At 64.0% G+C, this 16,483-nt stretch carries 13 protein-coding genes; 6 read left to right on the forward strand and 7 right to left on the reverse strand.

Translation table 11 applies throughout. The features are described 5' to 3' along the window. Positions 1-151 precede the first annotated feature (151 nt). Positions 152-1,156 carry an STELLO glycosyltransferase family protein gene (locus tag HUV06_RS07650; protein WP_174300680.1) on the reverse strand — a complete coding sequence of 335 codons (1,005 nt, stop codon included), beginning with the start codon at positions 1,154-1,156 and terminating at the stop codon, positions 152-154. Positions 1,157-1,317: 161 nt separating this feature from the next. Beyond that, positions 1,318-3,174, reverse strand: a complete 1,857-nt coding sequence (locus HUV06_RS07655; RefSeq protein WP_174300681.1) for a hypothetical protein — start codon at positions 3,172-3,174, stop codon at positions 1,318-1,320. A 151-nt stretch (positions 3,175-3,325) separates the two neighbouring features. On the opposite strand from HUV06_RS07655, the gene HUV06_RS07660 reads away from it, so the two are divergent. The 4 genes from HUV06_RS07660 (at position 3,326) to HUV06_RS07675 (ending at position 8,273) form a co-directional block, all read left to right on the forward strand. Beyond that, positions 3,326-4,318 (forward strand): hypothetical protein, encoded by a 993-nt coding sequence (locus HUV06_RS07660; RefSeq protein ID WP_174300682.1) that lies wholly within the window; start codon positions 3,326-3,328, stop codon positions 4,316-4,318. 37 nt (positions 4,319-4,355) lie between these two features. Continuing rightward, positions 4,356-5,234: an FkbM family methyltransferase gene (locus HUV06_RS07665; RefSeq protein ID WP_174300683.1), complete on the forward strand. Its 879-nt coding sequence runs from the start codon at positions 4,356-4,358 to the stop codon at positions 5,232-5,234. A gap of 125 nt (positions 5,235-5,359) precedes the next feature. Beyond that, positions 5,360-6,052 carry a hypothetical protein gene (locus HUV06_RS07670; protein ID WP_174300684.1) on the forward strand — a complete coding sequence of 231 codons (693 nt, stop codon included), beginning with the start codon at positions 5,360-5,362 and terminating at the stop codon, positions 6,050-6,052. A 46-nt stretch (positions 6,053-6,098) separates the two neighbouring features. Next, positions 6,099-8,273 carry an FkbM family methyltransferase gene (locus HUV06_RS07675; RefSeq protein WP_174300685.1) on the forward strand — a complete coding sequence of 725 codons (2,175 nt, stop codon included), beginning with the start codon at positions 6,099-6,101 and terminating at the stop codon, positions 8,271-8,273. Between the two features lie 70 nt (positions 8,274-8,343). On the opposite strand, the gene HUV06_RS07680 is transcribed toward HUV06_RS07675, so the two are convergent. The 3 genes from HUV06_RS07680 to HUV06_RS07690 form a co-directional block, all read right to left on the reverse strand. After that, positions 8,344-8,838 (reverse strand): hypothetical protein, encoded by a 495-nt coding sequence (locus tag HUV06_RS07680; RefSeq protein ID WP_217433709.1) that lies wholly within the window; start codon positions 8,836-8,838, stop codon positions 8,344-8,346. Positions 8,839-9,255: 417 nt separating this feature from the next. Further along, a complete protein-coding gene (locus tag HUV06_RS07685; protein WP_174300687.1) occupies positions 9,256-10,035 on the reverse strand; it encodes a hypothetical protein in 780 nt (259 codons plus the stop codon). Continuing rightward, complete coding sequence (locus HUV06_RS07690; protein ID WP_174300688.1) at positions 10,032-10,922, reverse strand: EamA family transporter; 891 nt, start codon at positions 10,920-10,922, stop codon at positions 10,032-10,034. Before HUV06_RS07690 ends, HUV06_RS07685 begins: the two co-directional genes overlap by 4 nt. A 268-nt stretch (positions 10,923-11,190) precedes the next feature. On the opposite strand from HUV06_RS07690, the gene HUV06_RS07695 reads away from it, so the two are divergent. Continuing rightward, the gene (locus tag HUV06_RS07695; RefSeq protein ID WP_174300689.1) at positions 11,191-13,209 is read left to right on the forward strand and encodes a hypothetical protein; all 2,019 of its coding nucleotides are present in this window, start codon (positions 11,191-11,193) and stop codon (positions 13,207-13,209) included. A gap of 79 nt (positions 13,210-13,288) precedes the next feature. Beyond that, positions 13,289-14,692: a tetratricopeptide repeat protein gene (locus tag HUV06_RS07700; RefSeq protein ID WP_174300690.1), complete on the forward strand. Its 1,404-nt coding sequence runs from the start codon at positions 13,289-13,291 to the stop codon at positions 14,690-14,692. A gap of 303 nt (positions 14,693-14,995) precedes the next feature. Here HUV06_RS07700 and HUV06_RS07705 read toward each other — a convergent pair whose 3' ends face one another. Then, positions 14,996-16,213 carry a PAS domain-containing sensor histidine kinase gene (locus tag HUV06_RS07705; protein WP_174300691.1) on the reverse strand — a complete coding sequence of 406 codons (1,218 nt, stop codon included), beginning with the start codon at positions 16,211-16,213 and terminating at the stop codon, positions 14,996-14,998. Beyond that, positions 16,203-16,483 (reverse strand): helix-turn-helix domain-containing protein (locus tag HUV06_RS07710; protein ID WP_305793638.1); only part of this gene is annotated, 281 nt, incomplete at its 5' end. The genes HUV06_RS07710 and HUV06_RS07705, both read right to left, overlap by 11 nt.

The raw sequence follows: 16,483 nt of genomic DNA on the forward strand, positions 1-16,483 counted from the left end.
CGCCCAGCCTCAATCTTGAATCATGATCCGCCCCAAACCGGAATCCCGAATCAGCATGATCCGGTCGCGCTCTAGAGCGGAGCGGCCAGCTGAGGGAGGCCTTGGCGGCGCCCTCCATTCACTTGCAGACCCTCTTACGCCATCGCGTGACTCAGCTGGTCGCCTTCGTCATGTCCTCGACCCAGGCCGAGACGAGCTGGCTCTCCTCCGCGCCCACCACCTCAAGCCCGATGAGCAGCTCGTACGCCTTCAGAAGGTTGTCCCATAACGCATCAACGCCAGATCTGAAGTCTGCGTCCTCCAGGGACTTACGAATGCGTTCGTTGTTGAGGTAGCCCGGGATTTCTTCAGCAAAATCGCGCATCAGATCATGTTCATTCCTCTCTTGATAGACGGTGGAGTTGTGGAACATCACGCGCCAGCCCGCCTCCCAGCCGAGGCGTTGTGCGATGAAGCTGCGCCAGATGTCGGTCATCCGGAATGAACAGTGATAGGGGAGATACAGCAGGGGAAAAGCCTCCCTGAAGAAGGTGGTGTTCTGGCTGTTGAACGGGCACCAGACGCCGGGGGCGAGGGCGATCGGCTGTCGCTTCTGAAACGAGACCGGGAGCGGCAGGACCAGGCGGTAGATCGCGTCCACATCCGGGTTGAGGTCGGCCAGCCCCTGCTGGATCGGACACTCGAACGACGAAACCGGCGACAGACTGGCTGCAGGACGCGCAAGCTCGTTCAACGGCAGACCGCGGGGCCAGATGTTGGTGTCGGAGAAGTAGCGGTAGACGTTGCACCATCCTGCGTCCCTGACCTCGGCGGCCTCGCAGGACCTGGATCTCGGGGTCCAGAAGCCTTCAACGGGAATGTTATCGTCGTCGGTCTCGACGATCACCTGGGCGTTCCGGGTCGCTGCGAGGAGATAGCCGATGTTCTTCCTCGCATAGTGCCGCGTCGGGCAGAGGGCGGCATAGCCGAACGGTGTCGCGCGCTGCGCCTCGACATCGAGGTAGGTCGATCCTGGAAGCCTGAAGTCCTTCGGGCTCTTCGAATCGCCTATGACGATGAAGTGGGCGTCGTGGTCGGACGCGCCCTTGGCGAGTTCAAGCATCGCCTGAGTTGGAGCGTTTATCGTCGTTACGACGATACAACAGTCACCGTTCATGGATAGGTCCCTGAAACTAGATTTCCTGAAACATGTATTCTGCCGGATGTCACTTCACAAGAAGGTCGTGGTGACGAGGACGCCTATGGCCGAGCGGAGACGTGTTCGTCCGTGAGCGGCTGTAGCAAGTCCAGCATGTTGATTTTGTGGACGACGGCCGGTCAGGTGATGACGTGCAGGGATCGCAGCCCCAAGGCCACCCGGCGGGGATCGGGCCCGATCCCCTGCTCTTCGGGGCTCCGCACCGAGGCAAAGACGAGGGCCGCCCAGAAGACGCGCGTTCGCGCGGCCATCTCGGCGGGGACCTTCACCGTCAGCCGCTCGAGCGGAGCATCAACCGCCGTATGGGTGGAGGCGAGCACGACGCCGTTGATCTCGACATTGAACTCAAGAACCGGGAACTGATCGGAAATCGCAGCATGCACTTCCAGCTCGAGCCGGAAGCCGCCTGGCGGCGGCGTCTCAAGGCAGAACTTCACCACGCTGCGTTCTCCGCGCGACCAGAGCCCCCAGGGCTCCAGATCCTGCCACCCGTCCACAAACTGTACCCCGTCGATGTCGAGGGGATGATCCAGATAGAACAGAGCGCGGTGCGCAAGGCTGTCAAAAGCCTGTCCCAGGTCCACTCGGAGGTCGGGAACCAGCGGGCTGAGCGGCAGGACCCGAGCGCGGTCGGCCGGGGCGAGCAGCCCGTTAATGTCACCCTTCACAGCGACCACAGCATGCCAGTAGCGTGCCGCATGGTAGAAGCCGCCGATCAAGCCAAATGCGTCCACCTCCTCGAAGAAGTCCGTCCCCAGCCGGTTGCGGAGGGTGTACAGGCGCACGTCGCCATCGCGTGTGAGGTTGGTCAGCGACGCCAGCGCATGATCGATCACGTCGCCCCAGCGCGTCTGATCACGGCGGGGCAGGTCAAGCAGCGCCAGAACGCCGCCGTCCTCCGCAAAGCGGGCGCAAGCCAGGTTCAGACGGCCCATCCCGCTCTCTGGATCGCGCTGGATTTCGGCGAAGCTCAGCTCGCGACGTTCAAGGCCGTTTGTGGCGCCGGGCGCTGGCGTCAGGCGGCTCACTGGCGCGGCGAAGCAACGCGAGAAGGGCTCCGCGGTCGCGCCGGACAGCACCCGCTCGACGAAGAGGCCAGGGCCCTCGCGCCGGAAATCGAAGGTGAACTGACGCGCGTCGCGGCTAAGGTCCAGCGCGTCGAGGCCCCAGACGGAGAGGTGGACTGGATTGCTATAGATGATGGTCTTGCGGCATCGCGCACCGGCAAGGACGTCCGCAGCTCCGCTGCGCACGGCGATCACTTCGCCGGCGTACTCCGCGACCGCGGGCAGGAGCGCCAAAGGCAACTGAAGCGCCTGGGTGCCCGCGATGACGGCTTCGCCTCCCATGACGATGGTGAACACTCTGACTCCACGATGGAGCAGCTCGGCCGCAAGCGCGGTGAAATGCGCCTTCCCCTCCACCGGCCAGCGTGAGCCATAGGGCGACAGGATGACCGAGCGACCCTGCACCACGCCGTGACGTCGGCAGACATCACGCAGCCGGTCGGCTGAGGCCGAGTCCGGTGGAAGCGGCGCCGGTTCCACGTCCGGCTGGAGCCGCAGAATATGCCGGTAATAGGCCATGTAGGTGGTCGATGTTTCAAGCTGCAGCCGGTCGCCGGTGGACTCCAGTCCATGGGTATCGGGATTGTGGGCAGGCGAGCCGACGACCGGCAGGTTCGGGCCGAAGGTCGGCAGGCCGCCCTGTTCGAAAAATTGACGCCAGTCGCGGGCGGAGCCCCTGAGCTCCGCGGTGAGCATGACCCCTGCGAACTCGTCGCCGAAGAGTGCGGCGACCTGGGCGTGGCGAACGGACGAAGTGACCAGGAAGATCGGTCGGTGGCCCCCGTGTTCCTGACGGAAGGCTTTGGCCAGGCTGAAGAGCTGGTACACGTCGCCGGTCTGCATGTGTTCGGTCAGCCAGTACCATGCGTCCTGGTCCAGCTTGAGTCGCGACCACGCTTCCTGCAACAAAGCTTGACCCTCTCGCTTCCCGGCGCCAAAGCCGCAGGTGCGGCGACCAGCGGACCGCGAGCCACGGGGGGTCGGTGACACCAAAATACACGCTCGGCAAGGGGGCGAGCGGCGCGAGCGTGCGCACCCGCGCGCAGAGGGCGCGAGCTGCATGATCACCGTCTGTGTCCTCTTCAACCATCCCTTCCCAGCCAACATCCCGGCCCTGAAGGCGATCTACGCCGACCGCTTCGAAGACGTCATGTTCGTCCAGCCGATGGCGCCGAGCGAGGATCCGGAGGTCCTCACGAGCTATTCCGGCGCCTACGGGTTCCATGGCATGATGGTCGACGCCATACCTCGGATCCTCGCTCTTGGGGCGGAGCACGTGGTGTTCATCCACGACGATGTGCTGCTCAACCCTTTGCTGAACGAAAACAACATCGTCGACCGGCTGGGACTCACCGCGGACGGCGCTTTCCTGCCCGAGTTCAAGGCCTTCGGGGGGGAACTTGACGCCTGGCCCTGGACCCTGGGCGTGCTGTGGAAGCTTGTCTTCCCGCTGAACGCGATCTCCGGGTCCGGCGCCGAGCACTTCGCGAGCTACCTGCCCGACCCGCAGCAGGTCGAAGCCAGGCTTTGCCGTAAGTACGGCTTCGACTTCAAGCCCTTCTCCTGGAACCGCGATGCGCCCTCGGCGAGACCCATGTTGGGCTATGGCCGGGAGTTACCGGCTGAAGTGCAGGCGCCGATCCTGGAGACGCTGTTCGGACCGCGGGACGACCCGCGCACGATCAAGCCTGCCTTCCCGCTTTGTTCTGGGATGGCCGACTTCGTGGTCGTGAGCCGCGGCATGCTGGAGGACTTCCGCCGCCTGCTGGGTGTCTTCCAACAGCTCGGCCTTTTTGTCGAAGTAGCCGTTCCCACGGCCTTGGCCGCTGCGGCGGAACATGTCGTTCAATCGCGTGACGTGGGTCTGCGGGCGGACTGGTTGTGGGCGGAGGGGCGCGAGGCAACGAGCGCCGCAACCCTGATCGAGGGCTTCCGCACCAACCTCCTGCTCGCCCACCCCTTCAAGTTGTCGCGGCAAGGGGCGCTGGTCGACGAGGTGATCAGCAGCCTGAGCGCAGGCCGACCTGGACGCCACGGCTCCGCTTCGAACTAAGGATCAACATGCACGATGGACGCGACGAAGGAATAGCATGAGCCGGTACGAGGCTTCAGAACTGGCGGCGGCGCTCTATGACATGCTCCTTCAGCGAGCGCCGGAGCCCGGCGCCGCGGAAACGCACGGCGCCAATGCCGAACTCCACAAGGCGGGTCCGGCCCAGATGATCGAGGGCTTTCTGCGTAGCCCTGAATTCGCCTACAAGGCCCCGGCCTTCCTCCGGCGATTTCTGCCGGATCACAAGCTGATCTGGGACCATTCCCAGACCGGGGAGGTGGCCTTCATCCTGCGTTCGATCGTCAATGACAGTGCGCGGCGGCGGTTTGTCGTCGATGTTGGCGCTCGCGGCCGTGAACGCTCGAACAGCTATGACCTCATGAAACAGTTTGGCTGGCGCGGCCTGCTTGTAGAGGCCAACCCGAACCTCATCGACACCATAAACGAGGAGTTCGCCGATCTTGATGTGACGTTGGTGAACTGCGCGATCTCGGATTTCGAGGGAGAAGCCAGCTTCTATTTTGGGTTGAACGACGATGTCTCGTCTCTCTACAAGGATGGGCTTGCCGCATGGGGGCCGGTGCACGGCGAGTGCCGGGTTCCAGTGCGAAGATTGCCGAGTCTTCTCGACGAGATTGGAGCGCCTCACGACTTCGACCTCCTTTCGCTGGACATCGAAGGCGCCGATGTGCCCACTCTGAACGATCTTATCGGCAATTCGCCATACCGCCCGGAGCGGATCGTCATCGAGATCTGGAGGCCCGACTCAAGAACCGACTTGGCTGTCTTCGGCCTTAACTCGGCTGTGATCGAGACTTACGAACTGATCGGGGAGGTCGGGGCGAACCTCGTGCTGAAGCTCCGGGCGAGCCCCACCTCGAGCGGGTCCGGGCCCGCCGCCGCGCTCGGCGGCTGAGGCGGCCGGCCCCATCACGAAGGCCGGTGCAAGCCGCACGCCGCCTTGGCATAGTGCCGGCCACTCTCTATCGTGGCTAGGCGGGCCAGAGGGCGCCTCCCCAGCGCCGTATCAGGACTATGCGGGTGGAGATAACCCTTTTCCAGACTAGCGATCCCTTCAGCTACTACAAGATGTTGCATATTACGAGTGAGACTGCGCGCGCATTTTGTCGAAACCGGCAGGTGAAATACGAGGCTTTTATTGGCCTCCGTAGAGGAAACCAAAACTGGCACTCAACCTATAATCGGGTGGTCTATCTAGCTGATCGCGTGCGGGAGGGTTATGACGGATGGATACTCCATCTGGATGCAGACGCCTATGTTAATGACGTCAACTTCGACATCTGGACCTATCTGGCGGATAAGGGTGGATACGCCATGATCGGCGCGCCGTCGGGCGCCACCGAGCATTTCTGGGACATGAACATAGGCATCATGTTCTTCAACCTGGGCCATCCTTTCATGATCGAGATGGCGAGGGATTGGTTTGCGTATCTCGACAGGTTCGACCTCGCCCGCGACGCCACGGGTTGGTCTGAGAGCATCTCCGACGACCAGGCCATGTTCCATGAGCTGCTCATGAGGCACCCCGACCGGGCAGGTGAGGTCCTGCTGGAGAGTTGGGACTTCATGAACGCCCCGCGCTCCAGCTTCGTCCGGCAGATGATGCGTTTTCCAGGCGTCAGCTTTGAGGAGCGTCTGGCTAACATCGAGGCCAGGGTCGCGGAGAGCCTGTCCGGCGTTACCGGTGTAAGTCTCGTACCTCCGGAAGCATAAGAAATATCTAGTCGTCGTCGGTAAATTTAGATGGGCGGGAACTCCAGTGCTTGACAAGAGCAATGACATATCGGCGACCGACCTTATTGGGACCTTATATTCTACGCTGCTGAACCGGGGCATCGACCAGCAAGGTCTCGATAGTAAGCTGGCGCGCTTCAACTCTGGTGGCATTGACCTGGAAGGTCTCGTCAGCGAGATATTCAACTCCGAAGAGTTCACGCAACGCTTGCCGATCCTGGCACGGGAGCGAGGCCTGCAGGCGGAGGGCGATACGCAGGGTCGAGATCGGACGCCATTTCACGAGCCGGTGGGCGCACGTGGCGCGGTCGAAGCGCCTTCTACGGAGTTGGATGACCTGATCTACGGTCTCTATTCGGCTTTGCTCGGGCGCCTACCAGGCGAGCAGGGTGTGAAGGAGGTCGCGCGGGCCTTGGGGTCTGGGGAGCTGACGATGACTGACGTCGTCGGCGGCATCGTAGAGTCCGACGAATTCCAGGACGGCCTGCCGGCAATGATGCGTCGCTACGGAACAGGCGGCGTGGCGCTGAACAGGGACGTGGTCGCTTCCTTGTACAAGGTGCTGCTGGACCGCGAACCCGACCAGGTCGGGCTGGAGGCCAAGCTGTCGGGCCTAAGCCAGGGAACCTTGTCGCTGAACGACGTGGTGGGGGAACTGCTCGGCTCGGAAGAGTTCTATGACAAGCTGCCCGACCTGCTCAAGCGTTTCGCTGGGCGCGAGGAACGCTACATCACGAACTATGGGGCGGTCGTCGAAGCCGTTTACTTAGCCCTGCTTGACCGTGAACCGGACAAGGAAGGCTTCTACCAAAAAGTCCAAGGTCTGGGCCGACGCGACTTCGTGATTGAAGATGTCGTTCGAGAAATTATTGGGTCGGACGAATTCTTTGCCAAATTGCCCACCCTCCTGAACCGCAATCGCGCCGACGCAACCCGTTTCGTGATTGATGTGGCCCACCTCGTGATCGTGCTCTATAGCGTGCTGCTGGATCGCAGGCCGGAACCCATCGGGCTGCAGAGCAAGATCGACAGGCTCGCGGCCGCCGCCCTGTCACTTGACGATCTGATCCGGGAGATCGTGGAATCTGCAGAGTATCTGGACCGCCAAAAGGCGGACCTTCTGCGCAGGGGCCTGGTGGTCAACGATCGTTTCACCAATGACGTTTCCCAGTATGGCGAGACCTGGCTGGTCATCCGCGACATGATCAACAGCGCCTCCTGGGCTCGCTACGTGGTGGACGTGGGCGCCCGGGGCCGGGAGCGCTCCAACTCCTACGACCTGCTGCGTCACTTCGGTTGGCGCGGCGTTCTCATCGAGGCGAACCCTCGCTTGATCGAGTCGATCCGGGCCGACTTCGAGGGCCTCGACTGCGAGATCACCTGCTGCGCCATCTCTGACTATGATGGCACGGCGATCTTCAACATCGGCGCCAACGACGACGTTTCGTCCCTCATCAAGGCGGCCGCTGCGGGATGGGGGGAGGTCCGTGACGAGATCGAGGTCCGGGTCCGGATGTTACCCGAGGTGCTGCGCGAACACGACGCACCGCTCAGCTTTGACCTCCTTTCCATCGACATAGAAGGCGAGGATGTGCGCGCGTTAAACCATCTCATCGATGCCAGCGCGTATCGGCCGACGTGGGTGATCATCGAGGTCGCCGAGGAGGACGCGGACTCGAGCCTCGCCGCGATCGGGCTGTCTCAGAAGGTCTGCGACACCTACGAGATCATGGGACGGACCCCCTCGAACCTGCTGCTGAGGCGTAAGGAGGCGGACTTCGGCCCCGAGCGGCTGGTACGCGCGCTTTACCTCGGCTTGCTCGACCGGCCCGCGGACGAGAGCGGGCTCAGCGCGAAGTCCGTCAGCCTGGCCCAAGGCAAGTCGAGCTTCGAGGACCTGGTGGGTGAGCTCGTAGGATCGGAGGAGTTTTTCGACCGGCTCCCGGCCTTGATCAGACGGTATGGCGGTGATCTGGAACGCGGGATTATTCGCAGCGTGGAGGTGGTATCGGACCTCTACGAGGTCCTGCTCGGCCGTCCCGTCGACGCTCTCGGCTTGCAGGCCAAGTTGGACGGGCTTGCAAACAGCACCCGAACCGTGGCCGACATAGCTCGCGAGCTGATCAATTCGGAGGAGTTCGCCAGCGCGCCGCCCCTGCAGGCAAGAGCCAGCGGCTCAGAGGTGACCCTGCCTGAATAGACCTCCTCCACCACCCTTCGCGCTGGTCATGGTTCCCCCCGAGGCAGGTCGTGCGGTCTCGTCTGGTCGGTCACCCTGCGCCGAGGAGTATGGAGGCGACCTCTCGTTCGATCAGAAGGCTCCTTTCTTCTACGCTGCCCATCAAACGGATGAATTGCCGGATGAAGCTTGCCTGCGGGGAGTTGATGACGTCCATCGACGAGAAGTGTATGTGTCGTCTTATGGCCGGCCACTGACGAAGAGCAACCTGAAGGAAGCTCTGGTCGTCGAGCCCGTCGGCCCACACCTCTGCTTCCATAAGCACCTTATCGGGTACACGGTCGAGAAGCTCCTTCCATCTGCGGATCAAGCTGCGGGTTGATGGATGTCGAAGGTTCATGATCATGACTCCTGCGTTGACGTCCCACCAGCCTTCAGGCGCGCCGGCAAGCGTTAGGATCGCCGCCTTGTTCGCCTGCGTCGTGAGCAGGTGTTCCAAGTCGAAATCCTGGTCGAGAATGAACGCGTCTGCGTCCAGATAGATGGCCCATCCCCTGTAACCGCGCTCCACCAGCTCTTTAAGCATATAGATCCGGTTGTAAGTTGAATGCCATGGCGCCAGCCCACGTTTTATTCCGATGTAAGCCTCGTAATGAAACTTATGCCTCTTGCAGAACGCCTTTACCGTACAGCTAGTCTGCATTAGCATGCCGGCATATATGTAAGGATCGCTCGTTTGCATAAAGGTGACGGGAGGAAGGCTCACAGTAGGTTAGCCTCAATCGCCACGGCCTCATGGTCGTAGGTAAGTCCCACCACTTCTCCTATCAGGGTGCAAGACCCGTATGGCGTTGCACACGGCCGCAGAACGGATGCAGCGACGACGAGCGCCTGCTCGGCTTGGACTTGACGCAGGTTGCGGCCGCCGACGCTGAGTAAGGCGGCTTGATCCGGCTTGGCTGGCGAAGACGCCGTGCAGGGGGCGGCAAGCGTCAGGACGTGGCTATGCGGCTGATGCGGTTTCGATCATGCTGGACCAGAACTGTGTATCGCTCGAGTGGATATAGGCGTTACGCTCAAGGTTTCCGCGAGAAAAGAAATCGATATATGCTCGTAGCTCCTCACAAGGCAAGCTTGAGATGTCATGATTATACAATATTTCCTGGGCCTCCCACAGCAAGAGGTTTGTCGTAGCGAGTCCGTAATAAGATATACGAAAGTCGGGAGACTCCGTCGTGACGACGCGATTCGTCATCTTGTTGTTGACCGAAGACTCTCCAGGCAGAGCCCAAGATAACGCTCGTATGAGCTCAATGACCTGGGTATCGAGCAGGGCTTCAGCTTCGTGAGGAGTTTTTCGCCGGTGAACCAGGTTCCAGTATTTGACCGTGAGGATCGATAATCGGTCAAGCAGCAGGCCGACAGTGTTGAGGCCGACGCTTCGCTGGTCTTCCGGACGCACGTTCGCCAGCCAGCGCCGCCCCTCTGCAATGACTTCGGCGCCGGGGTTCGTGAAAGGCGGCGTCATCCGCTGGGCCGCCGCCACCGGCTCCAGCACGTCGGTGACGTAGCTCATGAGAGCCGGCTCGGTCGTGATGGGAAACGCCTCAATCAGGGTCAGAGACTCATCGAACAGGCTTCTAAAGTATTGGAGCCGCTTAGCATTCGAGGGTGAGTCGGTCATCTGGGGAGCGGTAAAGGCCGATGTCGCCGGTGTCCAGCGGGGCAGGTGCGCAACGGCTGGCGCAACGGATGCAACCCCCTCGCCCTCTATGTCTGTCATTCCGGCGGCACGAGCCTTCTGCGGACTGAGAGCGTCGCCCAGACCGAGGCCAGCATGACCGCGAGGATAGCCACAAGCTGGCGGACGCTCAACCGTTCGTGCAGGAGTACCAGGCCCATCAGCGCTCCGCTTGCAGGCTCCATGCTCGTCAGGACGCCATAGGTCCTGGCCGGCAGGCGGGTCAGGCTCACCATTTCCAGCGAGTAGGGCAGGGCGCTGGAAAAGACGGCGACCAGAAGCGCTGTCGGGATGAGGGCCGGGGCGAAAAGATGAAGGCCCGCATGCAGGAGGCCGACGGGCAGGGCGATGAGGGTCGCCACCGCCATGCCAAAGGCGGCGGCAGCCGGTCCGTGCTCATGCCCGGCCATCTGGCCAAACACGATGTACAGCGCCCAGCACCCGCCCGCCCCGAGGGCGAAGAGAGCGCCCGTTGCATCAACCGCAGCCACTTCGCGCCCGATCGGCAGAAGAAGCAGCAGGCCGGCGAGGGCCAATCCCACGCAGGCGAAGTCGTGCCAGCGCCGTGAGGTCGCCACCGCTACACCGAGAGGTCCGACGAACTCCAGCGCCACCGCCACGCCAAGCGGCGTCGTACGCAGCGCCATGTAGAAGAGCAGGTTCATGCCCCCGAGCGAGGCGCCGTAGGCGAGGAGCGGCGGGAGAGTCTTGCGTGTGACCCGTATCCGCCACGGCCGCATGATCGGGGCGAGCATGAGCGCGGCCAGGCTGATCCGGAGCGCAGTCGCCCCCTGCGCTCCCACACTGGGGAACAGCCCTTCAGCTGTTGCAGCACCGTACTGGAACGACAGCATGGCGGCCGCAAGTGTCGCGACCGGAAGCCAGGGAGAGGCGCCCAGGCGTGTGCGGGCCAAGGATAGAACAGACATGGCGACGGCTCCTCCGCAGCTTTTCGCACGAGCCGGCGTCACCCTCCACCCACGTCGACACACACCTGCGGGCACGACGCTCGGCCTGCTCGAACACTCTGTACTTGCGTGCTCCAACAGTGGTGGAGCACCACCTTTTCTAATCGCGTAGTGGGTGGCGCACCAACCGCGTCTCCGCTATGAAGGTAGAGCGAAAATGGCCGCGTCTGTAAAATCACCTGACGCGGCTTTGCAAGTCGATCCTGCCCACACGGACAGAAAGCCTGTTATGAGCGTCTATCAGTGGACCGGATCGAGCAACGCCGATCTCGGCAACGAAGGCAATTGGGTCAACACGAGCAATCCCGGCACGGTCGGAACGCCGGGGCTGAGCGATGTCGCCGTCATTCAGGTCGGCGAGGGTCTCTACGGCGTGATAGACGTGGACGCGCTCGACATCGTGCAGGCCAGCGGCGCGCCGACCATCTCGATCACAGGATCGAGCACCCAGGTCACCGCCGCATCGGTCGGGATCGGCTACGGCTTCACGCTCGATGACGGCGCCTACCTCCAAGCCGGCGACCTGGGCATCGACGGCGACGGAACCTCGGTCATCGTACAGAACAACGCCTATCTTTTTGACTCGGCGTCTGCCGAGAACGACGTGCTCACCATCGGCGCCGGAAGCGGAAACGCGTCGGTGCTGGTCACCAAGGGCGGCAGCTTCGCCTACGACTCCAATGAGGCGACCGGCACGCTGAACGTGGGCGGCACGACCAACAGCGTGGCGACGCTGGAGGTGAGCGCAGACGGCTATTTCAGCTCCGAGCTCAGCAGCCTCAACATCGGCGCCGCCGCGGGTTCGACCGGTTACCTGGAGGTGACCGGCCCTGGCAGCCAGTTCCTGGTCGACAACTACGGCTACACGACGATCGGCGACTTCGGCGAGCTCGGCGGCAGCGCCCAGGGCACGGTCTCGGTCACCAATGGCGCCTATGCCTCGCTGAGCTCCGATGGCGAGGTGGATATAGGCACCAGCGCCGGCATGGCGAGGGTCCTGGTCTCGGGCGCGAACTCCGCAGTTGAGGCTGGCCCGTACACGGAAATCGGTGAGTATGGCACCAACATCGCCGGCGAAATCCTCGTTCAGGCTGGCGGGGAGTTCGATAACGCCACCGATGTCTATCTGAACAACGGAACCATTTCGGTCACCGGCGCCAACTCGCTGTTCACGGCTCGGATCTTGAGCGTGGATAACGGTTCGATCTTAAAGGTCACTACTGGCGGCCTGATCCATGTCGCTGATGTCCAGTTGGCCGGTGAACTGAGCCTGGCCGCTGGAAGCGTGGACGCGCGCGCCGGGTTCTACATGTATGGCGGCAGCGAGGTCGTGGGCTATGGCGCCATCACGGCCACCGACCTTGGAAATGCGGGGCGGATTTTCGCCAGCAACGGTATCCTGACGGTCAGTGCTTTGATCACCGGCACGGGCGGCGAGACGATCAACGCCGGCGCGACGCTGGAGCTGGACGGCGATGTCGTCGCGACCCAGACCGTCACCTTCAACGGCGCGAAGAGTAAGCTCGCGCTGGACTCGAAGACGTCGTTCGCGGGAAGGATCACCAAGTTCGTCTCCGGCGACGCGCTGGTGGACAACGGGGCGGTGGTGACGTCGACCAGCGAGACGCTCGCCGGCACGCTGAGCGGGTCCGGCGCGCTGGACGTGGACGCGGGCACGCTGATGCTGAGCGGCAGCACCGGCGGCTTTTCCGGCGAGTCGGTGATCAGCGGCGGAACGCTGGAGCTCACGACCGCCAAGGGCGCGGGCTCCGGGGCCATCGACTTCGCGGGAACTTCCGCCGGTGCGGTGCTAAAGCTGGACACCGCGGCGACGCCCGCGGCGGGCGCGACCTTCGCCGAGGCGCTGTCGAACTTCAGCGGCAGCCCCGACCGGCTGGACCTTGCGAGCGTCACCTACGTCTCCGGCGCCACCGCTGTCGTCAGCGGTTCCACCCTGGTGCTGAAGGACGGCTCGGCGAGCTACGACTTCACGCTGCAGGGCTCGACCGCCACATCAGGTTACAGGGTGGCGGCGGACTCCAGCGGCGGGACGGAGATTTACGCGAAAGGCGCCGCGGCGGCGCAGGCCCTGACGGCCGCCGCCGCCGCCTTTGGCGCCCCGCAAGGCGTTGTCCTGGTGACGACCACGGCTTCAGCGGCGTCCCAGGCCGCGCTGGGTACGGCCGCTGGAGCGGGCGCCTCGCGCTTTCAAAGCGCGCTGACGCACAGTCAAGCCGCGATCTCCTGATCAGCTTCCGGAATGGCGAGATGGGGGATTTACTCGGCCGGCCACTGAGAACACCCGCGCAATCTCCCGAGCCGGATGCATGACCGACGAGGCCGCCACAGCGGCCAGTGAGCGCGCGGCTCGGTTGAAGCAGGCGCAGGCCGCCGCGCGCGACCACCGGTTCGGCGAAGCGGACGGCATCTGCCGCGATCTGCTCGCCGCATACCCCGACTATGCACCTGCCCTGGGGCTGCGCGGTTCGATCGCCGCGTCCCAAGGCGACCTGAAGCTGAGCGTAGAGCTGCTGGAAACGGCGGTGGCGGCCCAGCCGGCCAATCTCGGCCTGCGCAGCGCTCTCTGCGACGCCTACCGCATGTCCTGCCGGCTGGACGAGGCGCTCGCCCTGGCCGAGCGCGTGGTGCGGGCCCAACCCAATCATGTCGGGTACATGGTGAACCTCGCCAAGGTGCACTCCGACCGCGGAGAGTTCGACAAGGCGCTGGCCGCCTACCTCGCCGTCCTGGCTATGGATCCGGACGATGCGAACGCCCATTTCGGGATCGGTCAGATCCTGCTGACGCGCGGCGAGTTCCGCGCCGGCTGGCTTGAATACGAATGGCGCATAAAGCTCGAAGAGCATGCGCGCAGCCGGCTCCCGCCGATCAAGGCGCCCATCTGGAACGGGATGCGGATGCCGAAGGGCGGTCGTGTCGTGCTGATCTGCGACCAGGGCTTCGGCGATATCCTTCAGTTCGCCCGCTACATCCCAATGGTTGCGGAGCGCTGCGGCGAGCTGGTGATCGCCAGCGCAGACGAGGTCAAGGAGCTGCTGCAAAGCGTCGAGGGCGTGGACCAGATCTTCACGAAGTGGGCCGACGTTCCGGGGTTCTCATCCTATTGCCTGCTGTCGACGCTCCCTTATGTGTTTGGGACCGAGCTGGAGACAATTCCGGCGAGCATTCCCTATATGCGGCCGGACGCGGTCAGGGTGGCGCGATGGCGCGAGCGCCTGGCCGATCTGCCTGCCGCCAAGCGACGCGTGGGCCTGTTCTGGTCGGGCCGCACGACCCACGCGAACAACCTGCGCCGCTCGGTGGCCTTGGCCGATCTGCGTCCGCTCGCCTCTCTCAGGGACGTCCAACTCATCTCCATCCAGAAGTCGCTGACCTCGGTTGATCGTGCAGCGATGGCCGTCGACTGGCCTGACCTGATCGATTTCAGCGCCGAACTCACCGACTTCAGCGAGACGGCGGCCCTGATCGCCAACCTCGATCTGCTGATCACGGTGGACAGCGCGGTGGGACACTTGGCCGGCGCCATCGGAGCGCCGGCGTGGCTCATGTTGGCCAGTCCCTCTGACTGGCGCTGGATGCTGCCCCCACGGGAAGACTCGCCCTGGTATCCCACCATACGGTTGTTCCGCCAGCCGCACCCCGGCTGCTGGCGCGACGTGGTGGAGAGGGTCAGAGCCGAGCTCGAGACCGTGAAGCGTTCGGGGACGTGATTAAGACGACATGACGAGCAAGCCGCCAGACCACGTCCGACACATGCCGACAGCGCATGCGCCTCGTGTGGCGCCGACCTTCACAGGCGGTCGTTGCACCCGGCGAGTGTCAGGCTTTCGGCACCGACGTGAAATGATACCAACGGTCGTTAAGTCCGACTCCTGTCCGACTTCTTCTCTTCCCCCGGACTTGTTCCGGGGGCCCAGAGCGCGGAGGTTTCAGTTGCAAGCGCAAGTGCTCTCGATGCCCGGAACAAGTCCGGGGGAAGAGGAGAGAGGCGACCGGACCGTAGCAGGTCAGTGTCAGTTGCCGTTGGTATGAGCCGTCCATCGCATGCGGAAGACCGCGCCACGATGAAGTTGAGGCGGGGATAGCTCAAGTTCTCCTCCGTGTGCGCGAGCGATCTGTCGGCTGAGGCTGAGCCCTATGCCCGAGCCCTGCGGCTTGGTGGTGAAGAAGGGATGGAAGACGCGCTCGCGATCCTTGAGGGCGACGCCCGCGCCGCTGTCCCCCACGCTCAGCACGACATCTCGGCCCTCCCGACAACCGGCCAGCTCCACGCCTGCGGGCGCAGGAGCCGCCAGGGCCGCTTCGGCAGCGTTGCTTAGCAGGTTCAGCAAAGCGTGCATGATCTGGTCCCGGTCGAGCAGGAGCTGCGCATCCGGAACCGGCGCTTGGGCCACCAGGCTCACCTGCGCGTGTGACCACCGGCTCCGGAACAGCCGGGCGGCCTCCTCGATCAACTCGGTTATTGACGTGGGGGCCAGGGTGGGCGGCGGCAGGCGCGCCAGGCTGCGATAGCTTTCGGCGAACCGGGCGAGTCCTTCCGCCCTTCGGGAGAGCACGGCCAGAGCCTCGCGGGCCTTCATTATGGAGCTCGCGTCAGACTCGGCCAGCAGCTCCTCCGCGGTGGCGGCCAGCGAGGCGACAGGCGTCAGGCCGTTCATGATCTCGTGGCTGAGCACCTGCATGAGCTCGCGGAGCGCAGCGGCCTCGGCTGCGCGGACCTCCGGCTCGATGTCGAGCAGGACGGCGAGCTGCAATGGCCCTTCCGCCGCCAGGACCTCGCTCAACGACAAGGCATAGGTGCGCTGGGGCGCCGCGCCCACCGCCACTTCGACCCGGGCGGAGGCGCCGCCGGTCCGCAGCGCTTTGACCAGGGCCGCAGGCGGGTCAAGGATCACGTCGTCGACGCCGAACAGCTTGCGGGCGGCGCGGTTGCGGACCTGCAGCACCTGCCGCGCGTCGCAGGTGACCAGCGGGGCGGGGGTCTGGTCAAGTAGGCTGGCCAGCAGCCGCGCCTGCGCGCCTTCCGAGGCCAGCCGCCCTGCACTCTCCGTCAGCGGCGCGGGCCGGAGACGGCCCTGCCAGGCGGCGGCCGCGGCGATCCAGAAGGCCGTGAGGCCCAGCACCGCCGCCACCGCCGCGAACCTCGCCTGCAGCGCGAACACCAGTCCGACGCCGCAGGCGAACAACAGGACCTGGAAGACCGCGGCGGCGGCGATGCGGCTAAAGGCCATGCTTGGCCATCCGCCGGTACAGGGCTGGACGGGTTAGCCCGAGTTCACGCGCCGCATGGCTGACGTTGAACCCGTGCCGCTTCAACGCCGCGGCCACCAGCGCCCGCTCGGACAGCTTCAGGTTCAGCGCGCTCTCAGGCCCTTCGGCCGCAGCGGCGATGGCAGGCTCCAGCCCCAGGTCGGCGGGCTCGTAGGCTGATCCCTCCGCAAGGATGACGCAGCGCTCCATGGCCTGGCGCAGCGCGCGCACGCCGCCCGGCCAGGGCGAGG

This window comes from Caulobacter sp. S45, from assembly GCF_903642205.1.
Taxonomy (GTDB): domain Bacteria; phylum Pseudomonadota; class Alphaproteobacteria; order Caulobacterales; family Caulobacteraceae; genus CAHJWH01.